Here is a 20,179-nt window from a genome sequence, read left to right as displayed (position 1 = left end):
CTGGTGGTCTCTGCGGTCATGCGACGGGGTGGGGCAGGGGGGAGGCGAAGGGGCCCTTCGTAGGCACGAGCATGCCGTTGAGCAGCGCAGTGGCGTCACAGGCCGAGGGGGCGTCGGGGGAGGTGGTGTCGGCTGAGGGGTTGGGGGAGCGTGGCAGGTGTCCTGTGCCGGTTTCCTCAGGGGTGCAGTCCACGGTGAGCGTGATGGTCTTGTCCCCGGGCACGACATAGGGGTTGTCCTTCCAGGCCTGCTGGTGCGGCTCGTCCATGCCGCCGGTGGCCAGCGCCCCGTGGTGCGCGGACAGTTGCCAGCTGCCCCGGGCGGGCCCCGCGGCAGTGATCGTCACACCGGCCAGCCGCAGCTCGTACCCCCGGGGGATTCGGTAGGTGTCCAAGGAGGTGCCGTCGGGTGAGCGGGCGTTGAGGGGCTGTTGCAGAGTCTTCTGCTTCAGCGCCCCCTTCTCCCGCTGTTTGCGCTCTTGCTCCGCCTTCTCCTTGCCTGCTGCGGCTTCCTTCTTCTTTTCGGCCTGTTCCCGGTCCCTCTGCGCCTTCTGCTGCTGGGCCTGCTGGGACGGGCCGCTGAGTGACTGGGTCTTGAGTTCCGCCTTTCCGCCCAGGGGAGAGAGCCACAGGGCAGCGGCTGCCACGGCCGTGGCAGCCAGAGCCAAGAAGACCTTGACCACCCTTTTCGTCAGAAACGGACGGCGTTCGTAGGCGAACTCGAGCTCCCGGCAGGCCTGCGTCTCCCAGTCGATCTGCAGGCGCATCCCACAGCTCTCCGACTCACCCCACAGACGCGGCTTGGTGTTGACCACGTCCACACCGACCCGCGCCCGTTCCCCTGCCTGCAGAACGACCTTGGCCCGTCGGGTCCGCGCCCGTACCGGCGCGGAGTCCTCGTGAGGAGCGCACCGGATGCGGATATGGGCGGGCGCGTTGCCGGTGTTGTGCATGGCGACGAACTGCGCTGCTCCGAGGCGGCCTTTGACCGTCCTGCGCGCGAGTCTGGCGCCCACCTCCCAGAACTCGCCCACGGCCACCTCCGCTTCGGGCACGGCGGTCAGTTCACGGCGCTCCGACGAGACGACCTTGACACCGAACGGGAGCGGTCCGGGGACCGTATCGCTGGAGCGGGGCGGGACCAGCGGAATGCCGATCTGCTCACTGGTGCCGGGGAAGACCACGACCCGTCCCAGTCGCCGGGCACCCCACTCTCCAGGAAGGCCCAGCAGTTCCAGGTCGTAGGCGTCGACGATGTGGCCGTCGTTGCAGATCAGCAGGTCGGCCACGACTGGCTCGCCGGGTACGACGGGATCGCCCGGCATGATCAGTTCGGCCCGAAGAGTCATGCGGAGCTCTCTTTCGTGTCGTCGTGATGGTGTGTTCTGCTGGGGGCGGTCTGGGGAAGCCGCCAACCGGAAGTCCAGGCCCTAGGCCTGCGATCGGCGGGTGAAGAACTGCACCTCCGCGAGGCCCACGGGGGCTTTCGCGCCCTTGCCGTCGGCCGCCCGTACGCCGATGATCTGCAGCCGTACTGATTGCACGTCGTCCACGCCCCAGGAGAAGGTCTGCGGGCCCGGCTGGTCGGTCAGGTCAAGCTCCTTGACGAAAGCGCGTTTACCGGCGGTGATCGCCACTGCCCTGAGCCGTTGTGGGCGGCCGGCCGCCAGATACTCCTGGGGCTGGAGGGAGACACCGTTGAAGACGACCAGCGTGGTGAGGCGGAAGGGGTGCGTGAATTCCGCCTGCCACCACTGGCCGCGCGCCTGCTCGCCGGATGGGGCCGGTGCCCAGGCCCGGTTGTCCACGCCGTCTGCGGCGCAGCGGGCCGGGTACCCCGCCCGCCGGCTGGAGGCGGATACGGCGGAGGCAGCCACCGCGGCCTTCGACGCGAACCTGTCGTATGCCAGCGCGGCGCCCTGGCGCACGGGCCCGGTCAGCGACGGCCCGGCCCCGGCCAGGGTGAGCGTAAGGACGGCGGCGGCCCCGGCGGCAGGGGCGTACCAGCGGCGCTCACGGTGCCACACGCGGGGGCGCCGCCGCAGAAAGCCGCGGATCCCCTCGGTGATCCGTAGCCACCAGGGGCGGGGCGGGGGCGGCAACGGCGGACGCAGCAATGTCCCGCAGCAGGCGCAGAAGGTCCGTGCACGCGGGTTGGGCCGGGCGCAGTCGGGGCCGGGACAGACCACCGGCGGCGGGGTGACGCCGTCCTTGAATGTGCCAAGGCGCAGCGTCTCCTCCTCGGCGGGTGTGAACGGCTGCGGGCTGCGCATCGGGGCCGGTAGGGGTGAGAGGGGGCGTGCGGCGTCGTACGACCGCGCATCCAGGGGCGGGGCGCAGAGGGGCGTGGGTACAGGAGCCGGGGGTCTGCTGCCATCCCAGTCCAGATAGCTCCCGCACGCACCGCAGAAGATGTCGTGGTGGTGCACGGGACTCTGGCAGCTGGGGCACGGCCCGGCGCCGGGCATCGGGGAGGGCGGGGCCATTTACGCCTCGCCCCGGGGACCGGCCGTTTCGATGACCGTGTGGGCATGGGCCGGCAGCCAGTCGCTCACCAGGCTTCTGACCTCGTGCGCGGTCATCCCGCGCGGCACCTCCACCCGGACATGGACATGCGGCGGCTCGTCGTCCTCGGGCAGGTCGTCGGGGCGCGAACCAAAGCGGGTGCCCCCGGAGTCGGTGATCTCTATCTGGGTAGCGAGGACTTCACCGGCCAGCAGCTCCAGGCCGGGGCGGGTGCCGCGCAGCCCTTGAAGACGGGTCCCCGCCCACAGGGCATAGCGTCGGCCCGCCTCGGGCACCGAGGAGGGCAGCGACACACCACCCCAACTGAGCATCCAGTCAAGGAAGTCGAGCGGCGCGGTGGCGGGGGCGAGGTAGGCATCGAGGCAGTCCAGTTGCTCCACGACCGGGGCCAGGACGTCGTCGAAGCCGCAGAGGAAGCGGTCGGCGAAGTCGCCCTGGCGGTAGACCGCGGGGAGCATGGCTCGCAGTGACCGGTGCTCCGGTAGCTCGGCGGCGGGCTGGTCCTGGCTGCGCCGGCCAGCCGTCTTGGTCAAGACGCCCCCCTGGGGCTCCAGCGGGTCGTGGACGCGGCAGCGGAGGGGATGACCGAGATGTGCGGGCGGTAGGACAGAAAGAGGGCCGCGGGCCTCAGCTCGATGCGTGCCGCGGCGTCAGAGCGCTCGCCGGTGGTGAAGTCCGCCGGGTACATCTCCAACCGTCCCACGGCGTCGACGCCGGGCACCGCGGCGAGCACAGAGTGCAGGTCGGCCGAGCGTAAGGGGCGGTTGAGCGGCCAGCCGGGACTGCCATCCGCCGAGGGCAGCGGGCTGAGGAAGGCGTGCACGGCGCGCAGCGCCCGTTCACGTACCTCTTCGGGGTCCTGCCCAGGGGCGGCGTCCAGCCCGGCGACGACCGTCACGCCTTGGTAGGCAGGCCCGCTCACCGCGACACGGATGCCCAGGGGGCGGCGTGCCTCGACCGCCTGGGCCACCGTGGAGAGCATCGCGGGCGAGGGCACGGCCGCACGCCAGTCGATCCCCTCGAAGGCCGCAGGCGCATCCGGTATGACCAGGACACGCACCAGGCCGTGCCCGTCCTGCCTGCCCGCCTCCACGCATTCGACGCGCCCGGCCTCGCGGCAGGCGGTGCGGGCGATGACGGCGTAGTCGCCGGCGGTGACCGCACGCCGTTGCGTGCGCAGCCACTGAGCGGCACGCAGTTTGACGCTCTCGACGGTCTCGGCGTCCACGCCGCCGGTCGCGGGAGCCCGGTTCTCCGTACGGGCGATCATTGGCAGCGGTGTGCGCAGGACGGTCAGTGCACCCGCGCCGACATTGCCGCTGCGGCCGCCGCCTGTGCGGTACTCGGCGGCGCTGATCCGCGTACCGGGCGCAGGCACTGCCCCGTGCTGGTGGATGGCGCCGTCCGCGCCGCGGACCGCGGGCCCGAACTGGACCGTGCCCAGGACCTCATCGACACGCACGTGGCGATCACCGGGCTGGGAGTCGGCGAACGAGGTGACCACGGCCCATTCCTGGACGCCGTGCGCGCTGTGGGTCACCACCGTGCGCAGGGAACCGGAGACGACGGGCAGCCGCTCGATGGACAGGCTCTGGCCGGGGGTGCCATCCGAGACCCCCAGGTCTTGGCCGCGCATGACCTCGCCGTGTGCGCTGGGGGTGGTGCCGCCGATCGTGAACGCCTCCAGGCGGCTGATCCGCGGCGAGGAGGAGTAGGCGGGCTGACCGGCCTCGGTCTCCACGACGCGGCAGCGCAGCCAGGCGGCCCGGCGCCGCCCGATCAACGAGGAGATGTGTCCGTCGGGGAGGTGCAGCACCACCTCGCCCGGCCGGTTGAGGCCCCCGGTCGTGTCCCGCTGGACCTCGCACGGCTCCCAGCCCTGTCCGCAGCGCGCCTCCCACACCAGCGGGGGGTGGTCGGGGGAGATGCCCACGCCGTCCAAGGTGCAGTCCATCCGCAGGACCACGGCGCACCGGGGCGCGGGCTCGGTCAGACCGATGAGCAGAGTGTCTCCGGGGACGGGCTGTTGCGCGAAGCACGTCACCGGGTCACCGGCAGCGAAGCGCTCGGTGACCAGCACCGCGACATGCCCTGCCTCAGCGGTCCCCAGCTGCTGGAACGCGGTGGGGACGATCTCCAGGTCGCGCTCGACGGTGAACACGCACGGCTGGCCGCCGCCGGCCCGCGGGGTGGCGACCTCCGTGCCGGCCGGTACCACCACGGGCGTGTCCTGCGGGGCGGACAGCCAGAAGGTGACATCGGCGCGAGCGGCCTGGGGGGCCGTCAGCTTCAGGTCGAGCAGATCGAGAAAGCTGAGGTGGACCTTCTCGGGCACCCGGTTGAGCCGGTACACCAGCTGGTCCACCATCTGCGCGAACGCCTCGACGAGTGCGACGCCCGGGTCTGAAACGTTGTGGTCGGTCCACTCGGGGCAGCGGCCCTGGATGAAGCGCTTGGCATCGTCGACCAGGTCCTGGAAACGCCGGTCGTCCAAGTGCGGGCTAGGCAGGGGCATCGTGGTCTCTCTGCAGGGAGATGGCGGGAAATGGGATGGTGTCGTGGTGGGCGGGGATCGCATAGAACGGGAAAACGAGATTGCGACGGCTGTTGGTGTGGCAGAGGCGGTACGTGATCTCGATGTGCAGCACCTCGGGTTGGCGGGGCAGCCGGGCGGCTGTGACGTCGTCCACGACGATGCGTGGTTCCCAGCGATCGAGGGCGCGCCGCACCTCGTGGGACACGGCGCCCATCGCGGAGGCATCGCCCGATCCGAAGACGTAGTCGCGGATGGCACAGCCGAATTCGGGGCGCATCGGCCGCTCGCCGGGGTCGGTGCCCAAAATCAGATGGATGGCCTGGACGATCTCCTCGTCGCCGGACACCATGTCCGCGCCTCCGGAGGGGCTTACTCCCATCGGGAAGGCCCAGCCGCGTCCGATGAACATCCCCGCTGTCTCCGTCATCGGACATCTGGCGAGTCGACGATCGTCTTCAGACGCATAAGAATCATTTCTCTCACCTGCTCTGGCCTTAGCTTTTGGCGCGGTTCTGCTCTGGGGTCGGATGGGGAGGGCAACGATCGTGTGCCGCAGTGACAAGATCTTGCTGCGTACGACGCAGCCGGCCCGCCGCGATCGCGCGGGCGTCACCCGCCGATGCACACGGTCGGTGCGCCACCCACGATGACGGTGCCGCATGGCCCCTTGTCGCCCATGCGCAGGGCGGGCAGATCGCCGATGAGTACGGTCTTGCCCGCCATGGGGGTGGGGATGAGGGGGGCCGGCGGCACAGGCGGATGACCGGGGAAGGCACAGGCTCCCGGGCTGCCCGCCACGGCGGCAGGCAGCCCGCCGATCAGAACGCTCAGGGCGCCGGGCGGTGCGATGACTCCGTCGCCCGAGGGAAGCGGGACAGGGGTGGGGTTGGGGAGGTGCGACAGGGCGTCGCCGATCCGTGCTGCCGGTGGCATGCAGCGTGCTCCTTGGGTACGGGCCTTGCTGAGGTGAGGTCAATTGAGCTTGATCAGCGGGGCTTTGAGGGAGCACGTGCCGCCTCCCTCCAGCGATACGGTGGTGTCGGCACGCACGTTGACTCTCTGACCCCTGAGGTCCAGCGTTCCGCCGCGTGCGTTGAGGCTGATGCTCTCGCCCTCCACGTGGATGGCCCTCTTGGCGTCGATGCGCACCTCGCCGTCGCTTTCGATGGAGATGCTGGCACTGCGCTGGTCCAGGTCGAGTCGCAGCTTTCCGTCGCCGGAGGCCAGAAGGACCCCCAGAGGGCCGCCTTCGGCGTCGAGCAGCTCAAGCCGCTGACCGGTCCTCGACACAAAGGAGCGGACGTTGGTGGTGCCCTTGGTGGTGTCGTACAGATCGCTCACGGCATGCCGGCCGGGGGCATTTCGCTGGTTGTACAGGCCGCCGAGGATGAAGGGCCGGTCCAGGCAGCCCTGTTCGAATCCCACGAGGACCTCATCGCCCACGTCGGGGCAGACGATTCCGCCGTCGGGGGTGCCGCCGAGCTGAAGGGTCCGGGCCCAGTCGCTCTCGTAGTCGTCCGAGAGCCAGGGGAAGCGCAGCCGGGCCCGGCCGTGTGCCCTGGGGTCTTGGATGTTGGAGACGGTGGCGCAGACGAGTCCGGCAAGGCGCGGATACGACGCCTCGGCATTGCCTGGGGCCTCGCTCGGGGGCAGCCCATCGCCCTCCTGGACGGTGACTTCGGTGAGGTATCCGGTGTCGGGGTGGAATTCATGGCGAACGGAGGTCGTCGTATAGCGGCCGTTGAATCCTTCGCCGAGCCCGCTGAGGGTCACCGCGGAGCGCAGCCGCAGCTGTGGGGTGCCGGTCACGACCGCGTGGAGCTCGGTGAGACTGGCGGCCACTTCCTGCGCCATCGCGGCGGCGAGCTGCTCGGCCTCGTTCTGGTCGGCGCGCGGCAGCGAGCTCAGCCGCAGAGGCTGGCCGCCGACGGCGGGTGCGCCGGGCCGCCAGGGGACATCACGCGACGGCGCCTGCTGTGCGCGGTGCTCGGCGACCAGCGCCTTGCCGCCGTCGGGGTCCCAGCCACGCACGTGCACGGCATCGACCTGGTGGCGCAGGGTGGCACCGGCGCGCACCCGCAGCAGGTTCTGTCCGTACTCCAGGACGTAGGGACTCTGCTCGGCTCGGGCGGGTGGCGAGGGAGCCTTGCCCGCCTGCGCCCCAGCACGCCAGTGCAGGGCACCGGAGCGTACGAAGACTTCGTGCCCGTTCTGGCGTGCGAGCCGGGCGAGGAAGTCCCAGTCCGATTCTGCCTGGCTGATGTGCTCATAGACGAGCGGGGTGCTGTCGATCCGGCCGGTCTTGAGACCGGCCTTCCTTGCCAGTTCGGCCGCGATGTCGCTCGCCGACCGCTGCCGGTACGCCGCGACGCGCCGCCCGCGCCGCAGCCGGTGTGACACGTCGTGCGCACGTATCACGCTGTAGGTCCCCGACTCCCCGGCGAGCACCTCGCACCCCGTGACCTCGCCGGTGAACAGCTCGCTGCTGCCTGCGCCGTTCTGGGCCATGAGTTTCACCTGGGCCCCCGGTCGGAGCCGGGTGCGCCGGGGCAGTTCACACCCGGGGTCGCGCAAACCCAACTCGCATGCGGCAGGAGAACGCCGGGACTCCTCGACGAACCCCCAGGCCAGGGCCTGCTCCCAGGGGCCGGACAGCTGCTGCCCCTCGACGAAGACGAGCAGGGCGGCGCCGTGCTGACGTGCCATCGGGCCAACTCCTCCATGGTCATGTAGTGGTTCCGGCGAGAGGCGGTGCCTGCCGCACGATCCGGCGGGCCGGTGATGGCGTGCTGCCTCACGGACGGGCCGCGCCCCCCCACGGGGCGTCCGGTAGCTGGCGGCCGGGGGCCGGGTTTCAGGCCGGGTGCCGGTCGGGGCCGCCGAGCGGCAGCACCAGGCGCTGGCCCACCCGCATCCGCGTGGGGTCGTCGATGTTGTTGTGTTCGGCGATCTCCCGCCATTGGGCGGGTGAACCGCCCAGGTGGCGGTGGACGATCGAGGGGAGGGTGTCGCCCGCGATGACGGTGTGCACATGCCGTGAGTCGGGGGAGCCGGATGTCGGGTTCTGCCGTCGCTGGGCCAGGCCGATCTCCTCCAGCACCAGCGTGCAGGTCGCCCGTTCCGGGCTGCCCTGGGGGGAGAACAGCGAGAAGACCGCCTCCACGGTGCGCAGGTACGACAGAAAGGAAACCGACTCAAACTTCCCCCACCGAAAGACCAGCCATGGGGGCGAGGGGCGGTCCGCGTCGATGCTGTCCTCGGTAGGAGTGCACCACTTGAGCAGCTTGGTGATGCGTGAGTCCACCGAGCCGCCTTTGTCGGTGCCGTCGAGGAGCACTTGCAGGGTCAGCACCCCCGGCTGGCTCCCGGTGAACTCCGGCGTGGCGGCCGCTACAGCGGAGCGCACCAGGTGCCGTGACCACGATGCGCCCTTCACCAGGGTGAGTTCCGCGGGGTTGAACTGCAGGGCGATGGTTTCGCCGGGCAGCTTGCGCGGCTCTCCCGCGGAACTGGCCGGGGGCGCGAAGCACTCCAGACTGGCCCGTACCATCTTGTCCTGACCGCCGTCGGGCACGGTTGCGTCCTGCATGTCAGCGGCCCCCGGGTTCGAAGAAGCCGTGATGCACGATCTCCAGGACTTCCATGGCCGCCGTCGCGCTCCTCACATCAAAACTCGGCCCGCTCCAGGACACCGGCACCACCCCCAGCAGCCCCCACCTGGCCAGCACCGCACCGCCGTTGGTGAGCGCGGCGATCTCACCCGTGGTGCGGCGGCGCTCGGCGACCGCGGCAGTAACCCAGCTCACGGCCTGTCGGACACCAGGATGTACCGGCCGGGACAGCAACAGCGGTGGATAGGCCAGCCGCTTGGGCAGGTACCAGCTGAAGCCATTGCTGCCGCCCTCGGCGAACTCCTCCACCTCGACCGAGCAGGCCAGGCCCTCGCAGCTGGTGAAGCGACCGAGGTCCTGGCCGTCGATGGTCAGCCGGAAGTGGTGACTGCGCGCCGGGTCTGATCCGGTCCGCGCCCCGTCGTTCCGGTTCGACATGTCCTACCTCCTCTCTCGGGTGGAACGGCCGCCCGGGATGCCCCAGTTCACGTTTCCGCCAGTGCGGAGGCCGGCGCGCACGACGGCGGGACCGGCCATCAGCCGTGCCGTCAACGGCACCGACGGGTTCCCCGGGTGCCGCGGTGCTGGACTCGGTGCCAGCGCTGCGCCGGACGACGCGATGGCCGGCACGAAGTGTGCACGGACGGCCCGGGCGACGGTGTCACTGGCCGCTGGGCGTTCAGTGGGGATCCATGCGGTGCGCGGGTCCTTGGGTGCGGAGGCGGGGCGCGCGTACGGCCTCACCGTTCTTGGTCCCCGCGCAGGGGCCGACGCAAGGCCGCGATCGCTCTGTGCCGCCGCCATCACGGGATGCGAAGGTGCGGGCGCAGCCCGGGTGCCCCGGTATGTTCCAGATGCCGGGGCCTGTGCCAGGGCTCGGCTGGTAGGGGGTGGCTGGGTGGCGCCGCTTGGCTGGGGGCGCTGCTCACACCCGGTTCGGTCGGGGGAGGCCGCCGAATCCTTCAGCGGGGACCCGGTCAGCGACCCGGCGGGCTCACGCGGCAGTAGCGGGCGGCAAGCGGACAACGCCATGCCGGCGAGCGGTTGACCCGTTCCTGCCCCATCTGATCTGCGCGTGGAAAGCAGCGGCGCCGTGTCTTGCTGCGTGGCATAAACGGCCTGGGCCTGGCCGTCGCGGCTGCCCGCAACGGATCCTGGCGATAGGCCCGGCGCGGGCCGAGGCTGTTGCTTTTCCTCTTCCGTGCCCTTGGCCTGACGGGGTGTCATGCCCGAGGCAGGAGCCTCAAATGGCGTGGAGATCCGAAAGGGCGGCTTGAGCGCTGTCCGCTGCAGGGGTGCGGCAGACACCACGACCGGGCGGCGCCCGGCCGCCAGCCCCACCTTTAGCCTCCCGCGCGCGGGGCCAGCCAGCGGCGATGTGCGGAAGGCCGCGGTGTCTGCGGCGGCCGTCACGCTCGGGATCGCATCACTGGAGTCCTGCCGGAGGGCGGGCGGAGCCGAAGGTGCCTCACGCGCGGTGCCGGGCGCCGGCTCTGATGCCTGTTCACGGCCGGGTGCGCGTGGCGTAGTGCCGGGCAGCAGCCCAGGGTGGTGGGGCGTAGCCGGGAGTGGGCTCGGCCGGTGGCCGGCTCGGGCGGCCGCGGCGGGAGGCACAGCTTCACGGGCTGGGCGCCCTGTCACGGGATGGGGCGGGGAAGCTTGCGCGGCCCTGTGAGCCGTACGACGGCGGGGCACTGGCCTAGGGGTAGCCGTGGAGCCGACACGCTGTGGGCCTGGAGTTCTCGGCGCTGGCTGATCCGCAGGCACATCTGACATCCCCGGGTTCTCTTTGGCAGCGCTGGCCAAGGGCTCGTTCGACGAGGCCTCGTGTGGATCGCTTAAGGGGTGCGTTGTGTGCACCACGGCTGATCCGCTGGTTGAGCCGGCACCATCGGGTCTGACGGAAGGCCCGGGACGGTCTATGGCGAAAGCCGCCTTGGCGGGCTGGGATGTGGCTCCGTCCGGGGTGGGTGGCAGGTGGTGCGCCCCAGAGGTGGCAAGCGGCCTCCCCAGGACCAGGCTCTGGGGAGGCCGCCCGGTCGGGCGGGCCGGGGCGGGCACGCTTTCGGCCGTGCTCGTCGCACGCCGAGCGTCCTGCGCCACGGCCGGCCCTGTCGCACCGGCTTGTGCGGCACCGGCACCACCGGCACCGGCTGGCGGGTGCGTATCGTCATCTTGGCCAGCTGAAGGCCAGTTCTGGGCTCCTTCGTGCCGTGGCTCCGTTGCGCTGCCAGAGGTGGAACGCGAGCGTTGTCGCCGTCCCAAGACCGGGCGCATCAGGGCCTTCCAGAAATCGGCCCCGGAGTGTCGGTTTTCCTCGGTGAGGGCCTCAGCTGGCCCCGCGAGGTGTGTTAGGGGCCCGGATGCGGCAGGCCGGGGGTTGGTCTCTGCCGCATCCGGGCTGTCAGGGGGCGCCCAGACCAGGCAGGCGGCCGGGCGGTGCTGGAACCTGTCCAGGGGGCGCCGCCATGCGACGACCTCCTGAAAGACCAGCGACGGTGGGGAGGCAACCTGCGTACCCAGATCCCCGGTCAGCCTGGGGTCGTGCCAGGCCGCCAGCAGGGCGGCGGTGCGTTCCTCAGCCGTGACGGGTAGCAAGTTGTGCATCTGCAGAGGCCAGCTGGCCGGGATCGCCCGTCTCGGAGCGCGCCCAAGGTGTATCGCAGGCGGTTGCCCTGTCGCGGACCGATCCCACACTGTGTCCTAACCCCTACTCTCTGGCCGTCAGTTGAATGATGGTGCCGATTTCCGCGGCGTAGCGGCGGCGCTCGATGTGGTCGAGGTCGAGGATCTCGGCGAGCGGCCAGTGGAAGTGGTAGGCGAGGTACGCGATCTCCACATAGAGGTCATCTATCGCGTACGTCGTTATTCCCCCAGGCGGCGCCCGAGATCGACCGCGAATTCGTGCGTACAGGCCGGACAGGTCGTCGAAGCTAGCGCCGTGCCATCAGTGTTGATCTTTTCGTAGAACCGCTGCAGGAATGCAAGGTCGGCGGCGAACAGCCCCTCCACGATGCCGGCGTGGACCTCCGGGAGAGCCCCGAGCCGGGTGACCACCCGCCCCAGCAGAACCACCGACAGGTAGGCAGGGTTCTCCTGCACCCGCTGGTCCTTGAGCGGCAGCAGCTCATCGCGTGCGGTTGCCAAACGCATCACACCGTCCCGGTGCAGTTGCCCTTCCCCGTCCACGAAGCCGCGGGGGAGGCGAAACGGGTACTCGGTCACGGGAAGGGGGGCCGGTTCGGAGGCCGCCAGGGGGCGGGGCATGGGACTTGCGAGCTCATCGCTGAAGGGCCCTCCGCTCTGGTCTTTGGCCCTTGGCGCCGGGCCTTCGGTTACACGCCCACGTCTCACGCGATTGTCAAGTCCTCGTACTCGATGGTCACGGTCTCCATGAGCGGCTCGGAGCTTCCGGAGGTCAGGGCGCCGAGTTGGTACTGACTGGCCCAGGCATTGGCGAGGTTGTACCGGCGAACAGTCTCGCCCTTCCCGCTCTTCACTTCGATGGTGACGTTCTTACGGGCCTTGCCGATGTCGTTGCTCTCAGCCGTCAGTTTGATCCAGTCGGTCAGCGCCGTGCTCTTGTCGACACCGCGCGTGATCTCGATGCTTCCGGCCTCACGGGGCCCTTGCTGCTTTCGAATGATCTGCTTGCCGGTGGAGGCGTCGTTTTCCTCGCTCTCGATGACCCGCTGGCGAATGCCGAGTCCCGACACGCCTTTGAGCTGCTCCAGCTGAATGCCATCGATCTGGATGGCGAAGGTATGGACGACGAAGTCGTCCTGAGGGCTGGGCATTCTTTGGTCTCCCTATGTCCTATGCGTTCCGGCTGGTTGGCGTACAGACTCCCAAAGAGAGTCGACCCCTTACTCAGTTGACTCCCCGCCGCCCAGCGCCGCCTGCGACAGACGGAACACCACGAACTCGGCTGGCTTGACCGGTGCGACGCCGATTTCACATACCACTTGCCCGGTCTCGATGATCTCCGGCGGGTTGGTCTCGGCATCACACTTGACGTAGAAGGCCTCTTCGGCTGTGCGGCCGAACAGTGCGCCCTGCCGCCACTCGTTCACCAGGAAGGCGGCGATGTTCCGTCGGATCGTGGCCCACAGCCGCTCGCCATTGGGCTCAAAAACCACCCATTGGGTGCCCAGGAAGATGGACTCCTCGAGGTAGTTGAAGAGCCGTCGCACATTCAGGTACCGCCACGCAGGATCGCTCGACAGCGTGCGAGCCCCCCAGATGCGTATGCCTCGACCGGGGAAGCTGCGGATGCAGTTGATGCCGACCGGGTTGAGCAGTTCCTGCTCGCTCTTGGTGACCTGCAGCGGAAGATCCAGGACACCCCGCACCACCTCATTGGCGGGCGCCTTGTGCACGCCGCGCTCGGTATCGCTACGCGCCCACACCCCCGCCACATGCCCCGACGGCGGCATCAGGACCTTCTTGCCGGTGGCCGGATCCGTGGCCCCGACCCAGGGGTAATACAGCGCGGCGTACTTCGAGTCGAAACCTGTCTCCGTTTGCCGCCAGTAGTGGACCTCGGCGGGAGACATGTTCGGCAGCGGGTCGATGACGGCCACACGGTTGGCCATGCGCTCGCAGTGGTCGATCATGGCCAGCTGCACGGCCTTGACCTGCTCACGGTCGATCACGCTGCGCTGGTAAGCGGCCATCAGGTCAGGAGCCGCCAGTATGGTGACCTCATCGACGGCCTCAAGGCCGGCGAACCCGGAACGCTTGGCGACGTCGCCGACATATCGGCTCACTGCCGATGATTCCGCGCCAACGGCCGCTTCCGGGCCCGTGTCCTCGGCGGATGGGTGCAGGGCCACGGAGTGCTTCTCGGGCAGAGCGAGTGTGTCGCTGCCCGTGGCACGCTCCACAAGCGAGATGAACTGCGAGTGCTTCCGGATCTGCGTGGCCACGTACAGATCCGATGCACGGTCAGTGGAAACCTCGAAGGCTTCAACCCGCTTCCCGGACGCTTTGATCACGAGCCGGAACAGATCAGAACCGCCGTCCCGCGCGTCTGCTTCACCGCAAGCACCGGATTCCCCAGGCCCCTTGGAAGCCTTCTCGGTCTTGTCGGGGGCCCGCCTCTGCTGCCGCGCGGCTGTATCTGAATTCTGGCCGACGACGCGCTGGACCTCGACCGTCAGCTCCTGCTGAGCCACCGCAGGAAGCGGGCATATCTGGAAACTGCCCAGAGGCTGCACTGATCCGGTCGGCGGCGCCTGCGGGCCGGAATCGGCACCGGCGGGCTGATCGTCGACACGAACCACATAGCATGCCCCGCCGCCATTGGCGAAGTACCCATACACCGACCGGGCGAGATGTGAGTTCGCGACGAACTCGCCGAAAGTTGTGAGGAACTGACTCCAATTTGCTACCCGCACCGGCGTGTTGAGAGGCCCCTGCTCGGCGAATCCCACAAAGGCGGCCACCGCGGTGCCGATCCCTTCAATGGGACGTGAACCGCCATCGCTTTCCTCCATGTAGATACCCGGGGATAGGTAATTGGGCACCCGTTCTCTCCTGGATCGTTCGCAGTGGGTTTCCGTCCTGTTGGGAAGTTAACCGCAGTAACGAAGGTTTGGATCACTTGAGTTGATTCTTGTCATCCTCTGGCAGGCATGAGATCAACTTGTGGCCCTCGGCGAGGAGACCGCAGGGGTAAGGCGGGGGAGGCGACCGGAGCCTTCCCTGACGCATGCGGTCTCGGAGCGGCTGAGGCTGACCCCGTGCGCCGGCAACCCTTGGGCGCGTCATTATCGATAAAGCGATGCCAGGCGGCGCGCTGGCTTCAGTGGTCCGCAGGACGGGCAGCCGCGCGCGCGGGCGCGCCAGCGCCATGCCTCTCCCTCCGGGGCAGTTCGGGCCCGCCCGGGGCGGGGGCGGCGTTGCCGGAGCCGGTGGCGCGTCGCGCCACCAGGGCCGCCGCGAGCCGCTCAAGCTCCGCGTCTCCGAGGTCGCTGGACACGGCGTCCGTGGGGCCCCGCCACTGACCGGTGGAAGCCCACGCGGCCGCTCCCTCGCCCTCGGCCCAGGCCGGAAGCATCGCTTCGATCTCACGACGCCGATCCGAGCCGGCGGGCAGCGTCGTCGGGTCGGCCAGGTAGGGAAACTGGATACGGCCGATCCGGGCACCGATGCGGAACACGCCGCGCCCCGGGAGGGGCCTGGCATCCTTCGCCTCGTCCACCAGCTGGCCGGCGTCGTTGCTGTCCAACGTCGTTCCGGAGGCGGCGCCGTCGTGGCCGAGCCCTATACGGACATTCAGGAGCCGATCGAGGGGCGGGGGCAGCGAACCGGGCGGCCCGTCGGAGGCATCGGTCGAACTCTGCGGGCACTGGTGCCAGACGACGAGGAAGACCCGGACCGAGCGGCCACGCTGCGCGATACGGCGGGCCTGCCGGTAGAAGGTCATCAGCCGGGCCATGCCGTCATCGCTGCCGGCAATCCCATCGACGACATTCATCCAGTCGTCGACGTTCAGGTAGAGCGGCGGAAAGTTGGGCTCCGCCGCGTCCTCGCGCCTCATCCGGCGCCGCACATCACTGCGCCGGCACATCTCACGGAAGACCCGGTCGACGGCATCGGCGATGTCCTGCGGCTCCTCCACGATGGTGAGGACCCCACGGGTGCGCTCATGATGTGCGAAGTCGCCCTCGCCCTTGCCGTCCGCGAGCACCACGCCGCCCGTCACGGGATCGGTGGCGCCGCTGGCTTCGGCGTGTTCGAGGAAGCTCTGGTGCTGCAGAGTGATCGTTGCGATGAAGGTGCTGAGCGCCGCGGACTTGCCGACCCCGGTGACCCCCGTGCCAAGCAGATGCGGGTGGCTCGACATGTCTATGACCAGCCACCAGCGGCCATCAGCGAGCTGACGGGCACCAGGCGTACCAGGATCGGTGACCGCGAGCGGAAGCTCGTTCCAGGCCAGTCCCTCGAGGTGGGCCCCGGTGAAAGGGATCTCCGGCCCGGTCGCCATGGCGGGCACCGAGCGAAAGACAGGCTGGTTGTACGCGGCGGCGCGGTCGCAGATGAACAGCTGGCCGGTAACGGCGCGGATCTGGTTGGCGAGGCGACCGATGTCCTTGGCCTCGAAGCGGTCGGCGCAGCGCAGGGTGACCTCTTCGATCTGTCCGCCCCTGCCACGGCGAAGGGTGACGTGCTCGCTCACACGGGTCGGCACCATCTTTTTGACCCACTGCTCCGATCCGTCGGCCTGGCGCGTCACGGTCCATGAGGGCTTCTCCAGCGGGATGCCCATCAGGGACGCACAGCCACGGAAGAGTCGCACCGCCTCCCGGTCGGCGGGATCGTCCTCAGGCGCACGCAACCACCAGCGTGCGACGGGGATCAGCCCCACCAGGACAAGGGAAAGCCAGCCCAGCAGGAACGCTCCGACGAGACCGATCAGTACGGCCCAAACCCGCCGCACCAAGACCTGACTGGCGGAGGGGGCGGCCTTGGTGTCCTTGGCGCTGTCCATGCCGATCACGTCCCCGACGGGGCCGTGGCCTCGGTGGCGGTCGTGGCGGCAGGGCGCGCGGCCCGCTGCCAGCCGAAGATGGCGATGGCTAGCAGGAGCGCGCCGTATCCGACCCGGGGCATGCCGAGGAGGAGGACATCACACGCGAGGAAGCCCAGCACCAGCCAGGCCAGGATGGCCACACGCCGCCGTCGCGGCAACCTCGTCCGCACGAGACGGAGGCAGAACCACTTGTGCTGTGCGCTGCGACGGCTGCGAGCGAAGAATCGGGCGGCGGGCAACAGACGCGGAAGCAGCGGGGCAGTCAGTGGAACTACCCGGCTGGCGCGGGCTCTTTGTGTGGGGTCGGCGACGGTCATTACGGGGCCTTTCCTCCGCGGGAGGCGGTGTAGGTCGGTGGTCGATGGTCGTTCGGTGGGTCGGGTCACCGTGAAGGTGAGGATGAGGATCGTGTGGGTGCTGATCGTTCCCGCGCTGCTGGGCGCGGGTAGCCTCGGGCAGGGTGGCCTCGCCCCGCGCGTAGACGGCCCGTTCGACGCCGACCGTTGCAACAGTGCGCTGCCGTGTGCCGGGTGTGCAGCTGCCCCTCGCCACCCGACCGCGTTGTCTTACGTCGGTCTTATGTCGCCCACGGCGCGTTCCCACTCGCCGCGCGGCACGCTGCCCTCATCGTGCCAAGCATTGAGGAAACCCTCCGGATGGCTGGAGAGGCCAGGGACATGACAGCGGCAGACAACTCGCTTGAGGACAGCGCTTCTCTCCCCCCACCAGGCTCTGCAAAAGAGGGCGCCCTGTAAGGCGGTCACCCAGAGCGCCGACCAGCGGACCATGACCCGCCGGGAGAAAGGGCCTGCCCTCGAAGACACTGGTAGGCCGCTGAAGGGATGTGCTGAAGACGCTACGGGAGGCGGGACATCAGCTGGTCGCCGTCAACCCCGCGAACACATGGAGGTGCCAGCTGGTACACGCCGGATGATGTCTATCGGTTCCTGGATCCGACCTCGGAGCCGGGGCTTCTCGCGCTGGTGGCCGTGCATGCCTCCGAGAAGGTTGAGTACCTGGGCCACCGGCGGCGCTGGTTTCCGATGGGCCGGACGCATGCCTCTAGGGTGCGGTTGACGCCCCGAGCGGCGGGGCGGGTGCGGCCCGTAACGGTTCACCGCATCAGCCTCGGTGCCGTCGGCCGGTGAGACGACGCGCCGGAGGCCATCACCTTGATGTGTCGGCGCGGCCCCTGCGCACCTTCGCCCGTGCGGCGGTACAGCGAAGTGGGCGTCAGCGCGGTGTCGCCGCGGGTGTCGACGTGGCCGTGCTCGAGCCGACCGGGCTCAACGCGCCCCCGCAGAAGAGGAGTTCGCGGTGCATGTGGGCCCTCGGCCTGTGCGTCGGTGCCTGGCGCAGTCGGGGCCTGAGGCGTTCCGGCCCGTGGTGAAGTCTGCTCAGTCGCCACCCATAATCTGCGCGCTGTGCGCGGAGTTGAGGACGGAGGCAGGGAAGGCAGACCGACCCCATATTGCGGTCATCGAGGTGACATGTCCTGGGCATCGATCCGGGCGATCTCTACGCGATCACCTTGCGGATCATCGGCCCTCATGTCCCGGCTTGGAGACGCCGTCCTCACGCAGGGGACGTGTACCTCTGCCTGCCTCCGCCTGGTCGCCCTTCCGCCTTCCACAGGTCGGTGGAATCAGCGCCGGTACACCATTGTGCCGGGCGGGCAGCCCGGACGAGCGCTTCAATAGCGCCCGTACCAGACACGCTTGGTCCACAGCCTCTCCAGCCGCACGCCCTGGCCAGGCTTGGGGGAGTGCCAGACCTTCCGGCCCCCGGCGTAGATGGCGACGTGGTAGACGCGGTTGCCCGAGTGGAAGAACACCAGGTCGCCTACACGGCGCGCGCTGGCCCGCACATGCCGGGAACCGTTGTACTGCGCGGCGGCGGTTCGCGGGAGCTTCTTGCCAGCCTTCTTGAAGGCGTAGAGCGTCAAACCCGAACAGTCGAACCGGGAAGGCCCAGCCGCGCCCCATCGGAAGGGGGCACCCTTCTTCGAGGCGGCGACCCACAGTGCCCTTTCCCCCAACGTGGCTGCGTGCGCCTCACTGGTGGCCCCGGGCAGTGCGCCGGCTAAGGCCAGCATCAGGCCCGCCATGATGCACGCCGCTATGCGGGAAGAGCCCACACGGCGGTGGAAGGGCCGCGCAGAGGGCCGTTGTCGTCCGGAGCGCGCGGGGCGGCACGACTCACGCTGATGGCGGGGCAGTGCGGCGGGCTGCGGGCTCGTCCCGGGCGGCCCCGGGCGGGCGCGGCGGCATCGGTCAGCCTGGCTGGTGACCGTGTCCATCTGGCACGGGCCGGCACATGTGCGGGAGCCCGATCGGCTCTGTGCCGGGTTGTGCCGACAGGTGCACCCGCCGCACGGGGTATGTGAAGTTCGCATAGGAGAAACGCTTCCTCTTGGTTTGATCGGATCACGTTGATGGCAGGCTGGCCCAGCCGCCGTTGATGTGCACGGCTGGGGGGGGCTGCCAGCCATGACTCGTGGCACGTCGAGGGACGCTTGCATGGCTCACTCGGCGTGACTGTGAGGCAGGGTGAACGGGAGTTGGCGCGTAAGAGGGGTGAGCCCTAGAGGGGCGCCCTGTAGCCTGGACTGCTGTGGCGTCGGCGGATCACCATCCGACTGGTCGCTGCTTTTCATTGCGGCCTTTGAACGAGCCAGCTCTTCTATGCAGTTGACAGCTGTCGGCACGCGAGCGTTAAAAAAGAGTTTCACAGGGCCTGCAAAGTGGGTCAATCCACCAAACGGGGCTGAATCCTGTCGATCACCCAACTCGCCCCGGAAAATAGCGCCGCGGATACTGCCGGACCTATTCCTATGGAGACGTCCCGAAATGGCCCACGCTTATGCGGAGGACATCGAGGCTGCCGCGCATGCCTCAACGGCGGGGCACCCGCAAGTCTGGTGGTCCGTACGAACCACGCCAGACCTCAAACGGATCCATTCGCCGCTCGGGCGGCGGAAAACCGCTCGCCTCGGCTGGTCCGGCGTCCCTCGGAGGGGTGCCCTGGAGGAGTCCCCGCCGGACGGAATGAGTCTCTAAGGACAGGACTTCAATGACGAGATCAAGCATTCCTCGACCTCGATTAGCCGCTTGCGCGGTCACCGCCGCGCTGCTTCTTACACTCTCCCCCACCGCCGCCGCAGTAGACGAGCCCACCGAACCAGGCGAGCTCAAGCTGATCGCCACCCCAAGTGGCACCGCCCTCGCGGACAGGGACGGTAACCCGCTCTACTCCCAGGCGGCCGACAAGGCCAACACCTCCCGATGTGTCGGGGAGTGTGCCACCAACTGGCCTGCGGCGACCGGCTATCCAACCAAAGGGGCCGGGGTGGACGGCGTCACGGGGTTCACGAGCTACAACCCGGAAGGCGCCGACAAGCCACAGGTCATCTACAACGGGCACCTGCTCTATTACTACAAGGGGGATCAGCCGAATGAGCCCAAGGGCCAGGCTGTGGGCGGCTGGAGCTTGCTGGGCGCAGATGGAAAGACGCTCAAGAACGCGGAGCGGGATGCAACCCATCGCACCGACATCACCCAACCCCCTGGGGCCACCTCGTCCGGTCCCGTCCGGGGTGGTGTCGAGCACCTCAGCGCAACAACTGAGGATTCCGAGGTACGCCCGCTCGGCATCGGGGCCGTACTCCTCGTTACCGCCGCGGGCGGTGTGTGGGCGCTACTGCGCCTGCGTCGGGGGCAGGACACCAGTGCAGGCAGTGCCTCTGACGCAAAGGAGGGGGAGCGCTGAGTCCCTGATACACAAGCAGAACAGGCTGTGACGCGGCGATGTTGACCTGTGTCGTCGTTGCAATGTGCGCTGTGGAATGTTTCACCCAGATGCTCGTGTCCGCCGGTGATCCCGGCGGACACGATGCTATCGCTGGCTGCTCTCCCGGCCTCGCCTGGCCGGCGAGTTCACCGAGTGGTGCGGGAGTTTGCAACCGGCGTTA

Annotated in this window: 17 protein-coding genes; 1 reads left to right on the top strand and 16 read right to left on the bottom strand. The window is 69.1% G+C overall.

The annotated features are described in order from the left end of the window. Positions 1–16: 16 nt before the first annotated feature. The 16 genes from E5671_RS01140 to E5671_RS01065 form a co-directional block, all read right to left on the bottom strand. On the bottom strand, positions 17–1,348 hold the full coding sequence (locus E5671_RS01140) for a COG1470 family protein (RefSeq protein WP_160501959.1): 1,332 nt from the start codon (positions 1,346–1,348) through the stop codon (positions 17–19). Positions 1,349–1,429: 81 nt separating this feature from the next. Beyond that, positions 1,430–2,272, bottom strand: a complete 843-nt coding sequence (locus E5671_RS01135) for an NADase-type glycan-binding domain-containing protein (RefSeq protein ID WP_160501958.1) — start codon at positions 2,270–2,272, stop codon at positions 1,430–1,432. 213 nt (positions 2,273–2,485) lie between these two features. After that, positions 2,486–3,058 carry a phage tail protein gene (locus E5671_RS01130; RefSeq protein WP_160501957.1) on the bottom strand — a complete coding sequence of 191 codons (573 nt, stop codon included), beginning with the start codon at positions 3,056–3,058 and terminating at the stop codon, positions 2,486–2,488. Further along, positions 3,055–5,040 carry a putative baseplate assembly protein gene (locus E5671_RS01125; protein ID WP_160501956.1) on the bottom strand — a complete coding sequence of 662 codons (1,986 nt, stop codon included), beginning with the start codon at positions 5,038–5,040 and terminating at the stop codon, positions 3,055–3,057. Before E5671_RS01125 ends, E5671_RS01130 begins: the two co-directional genes overlap by 4 nt. Beyond that, positions 5,027–5,488 (bottom strand): GPW/gp25 family protein, encoded by a 462-nt coding sequence (locus E5671_RS01120; protein ID WP_160501955.1) that lies wholly within the window; start codon positions 5,486–5,488, stop codon positions 5,027–5,029. Before E5671_RS01120 ends, E5671_RS01125 begins: the two co-directional genes overlap by 14 nt. Before the next feature lie 182 nt (positions 5,489–5,670). Continuing rightward, positions 5,671–5,994: a PAAR domain-containing protein gene (locus tag E5671_RS01115; protein ID WP_160501954.1), complete on the bottom strand. Its 324-nt coding sequence runs from the start codon at positions 5,992–5,994 to the stop codon at positions 5,671–5,673. Between the two features lie 39 nt (positions 5,995–6,033). After that, on the bottom strand, positions 6,034–7,767 hold the full coding sequence (locus E5671_RS01110; RefSeq protein ID WP_160501953.1) for a VgrG-related protein: 1,734 nt from the start codon (positions 7,765–7,767) through the stop codon (positions 6,034–6,036). Between the two features lie 148 nt (positions 7,768–7,915). Beyond that, on the bottom strand, positions 7,916–8,650 hold the full coding sequence (locus tag E5671_RS01105; RefSeq protein ID WP_160501952.1) for a CIS tube protein: 735 nt from the start codon (positions 8,648–8,650) through the stop codon (positions 7,916–7,918). Position 8,651: 1 nt separating this feature from the next. After that, complete coding sequence (locus E5671_RS01100) at positions 8,652–9,110, bottom strand: phage tail protein (RefSeq protein WP_160501951.1); 459 nt, start codon at positions 9,108–9,110, stop codon at positions 8,652–8,654. A 2,272-nt stretch (positions 9,111–11,382) separates the two neighbouring features. After that, positions 11,383–11,541, bottom strand: a complete 159-nt coding sequence (locus tag E5671_RS46845) for a DUF6760 family protein (RefSeq protein WP_336605638.1) — start codon at positions 11,539–11,541, stop codon at positions 11,383–11,385. Next, complete coding sequence (locus E5671_RS01090; protein WP_160501950.1) at positions 11,538–11,939, bottom strand: hypothetical protein; 402 nt, start codon at positions 11,937–11,939, stop codon at positions 11,538–11,540. Before E5671_RS01090 ends, E5671_RS46845 begins: the two co-directional genes overlap by 4 nt. A gap of 83 nt (positions 11,940–12,022) precedes the next feature. Next, positions 12,023–12,469, bottom strand: a complete 447-nt coding sequence (locus E5671_RS01085; RefSeq protein WP_160501949.1) for a phage tail protein — start codon at positions 12,467–12,469, stop codon at positions 12,023–12,025. 69 nt (positions 12,470–12,538) lie between these two features. After that, complete coding sequence (locus E5671_RS01080; protein ID WP_160501948.1) at positions 12,539–14,200, bottom strand: phage tail sheath subtilisin-like domain-containing protein; 1,662 nt, start codon at positions 14,198–14,200, stop codon at positions 12,539–12,541. Between the two features lie 278 nt (positions 14,201–14,478). After that, positions 14,479–16,167: a hypothetical protein gene (locus E5671_RS01075; protein WP_160501947.1), complete on the bottom strand. Its 1,689-nt coding sequence runs from the start codon at positions 16,165–16,167 to the stop codon at positions 14,479–14,481. 5 nt (positions 16,168–16,172) lie between these two features. Then, complete coding sequence (locus E5671_RS01070; protein ID WP_160501946.1) at positions 16,173–16,349, bottom strand: hypothetical protein; 177 nt, start codon at positions 16,347–16,349, stop codon at positions 16,173–16,175. A gap of 1,553 nt (positions 16,350–17,902) precedes the next feature. After that, positions 17,903–18,316: a C40 family peptidase gene (locus E5671_RS01065; RefSeq protein WP_160502219.1), complete on the bottom strand. Its 414-nt coding sequence runs from the start codon at positions 18,314–18,316 to the stop codon at positions 17,903–17,905. Between the two features lie 965 nt (positions 18,317–19,281). On the opposite strand from E5671_RS01065, the gene E5671_RS01060 reads away from it, so the two are divergent. Then, positions 19,282–19,977: a hypothetical protein gene (locus E5671_RS01060; protein ID WP_160501945.1), complete on the top strand. Its 696-nt coding sequence runs from the start codon at positions 19,282–19,284 to the stop codon at positions 19,975–19,977. The last annotated feature ends 202 nt before the right edge of the window (positions 19,978–20,179 follow it).

This window comes from Streptomyces sp. BA2, from assembly GCF_009769735.1.
GTDB lineage: Bacteria > Actinomycetota > Actinomycetes > Streptomycetales > Streptomycetaceae > Streptomyces.
This window is presented reverse-complemented; position numbering and strand designations above follow the sequence as displayed.

Bases quoted from the DNA above. Each gene is read 5' to 3' on its own strand.
- E5671_RS01140 (WP_160501959.1), bottom strand. From the start codon at position 1,348: ATGACTCTTCGGGCCGAACTGATCATGCCGGGCGATCCCGTCGTACCC.
- E5671_RS01135 (WP_160501958.1), bottom strand. From the start codon at position 2,272: ATGCGCAGCCCGCAGCCGTTCACACCCGCCGAGGAGGAGACGCTGCGC.
- E5671_RS01125 (WP_160501956.1), bottom strand. From the start codon at position 5,040: ATGCCCCTGCCTAGCCCGCACTTGGACGACCGGCGTTTCCAGGACCTG.
- E5671_RS01120 (WP_160501955.1), bottom strand. From the start codon at position 5,488: ATGACGGAGACAGCGGGGATGTTCATCGGACGCGGCTGGGCCTTCCCG.
- E5671_RS01115 (WP_160501954.1), bottom strand. From the start codon at position 5,994: ATGCCACCGGCAGCACGGATCGGCGACGCCCTGTCGCACCTCCCCAAC.
- E5671_RS01110 (WP_160501953.1), bottom strand. From the start codon at position 7,767: ATGGCACGTCAGCACGGCGCCGCCCTGCTCGTCTTCGTCGAGGGGCAG.
- E5671_RS01105 (WP_160501952.1), bottom strand. From the start codon at position 8,650: ATGCAGGACGCAACCGTGCCCGACGGCGGTCAGGACAAGATGGTACGG.
- E5671_RS01100 (WP_160501951.1), bottom strand. From the start codon at position 9,110: ATGTCGAACCGGAACGACGGGGCGCGGACCGGATCAGACCCGGCGCGC.
- E5671_RS01090 (WP_160501950.1), bottom strand. From the start codon at position 11,939: ATGCCCCGCCCCCTGGCGGCCTCCGAACCGGCCCCCCTTCCCGTGACC.
- E5671_RS01085 (WP_160501949.1), bottom strand. From the start codon at position 12,469: ATGCCCAGCCCTCAGGACGACTTCGTCGTCCATACCTTCGCCATCCAG.
- E5671_RS01075 (WP_160501947.1), bottom strand. From the start codon at position 16,167: ATGGACAGCGCCAAGGACACCAAGGCCGCCCCCTCCGCCAGTCAGGTC.
- E5671_RS01065 (WP_160502219.1), bottom strand. From the start codon at position 18,316: ATGGCGGGCCTGATGCTGGCCTTAGCCGGCGCACTGCCCGGGGCCACC.
- E5671_RS01060 (WP_160501945.1), top strand. From the start codon at position 19,282: ATGACGAGATCAAGCATTCCTCGACCTCGATTAGCCGCTTGCGCGGTC.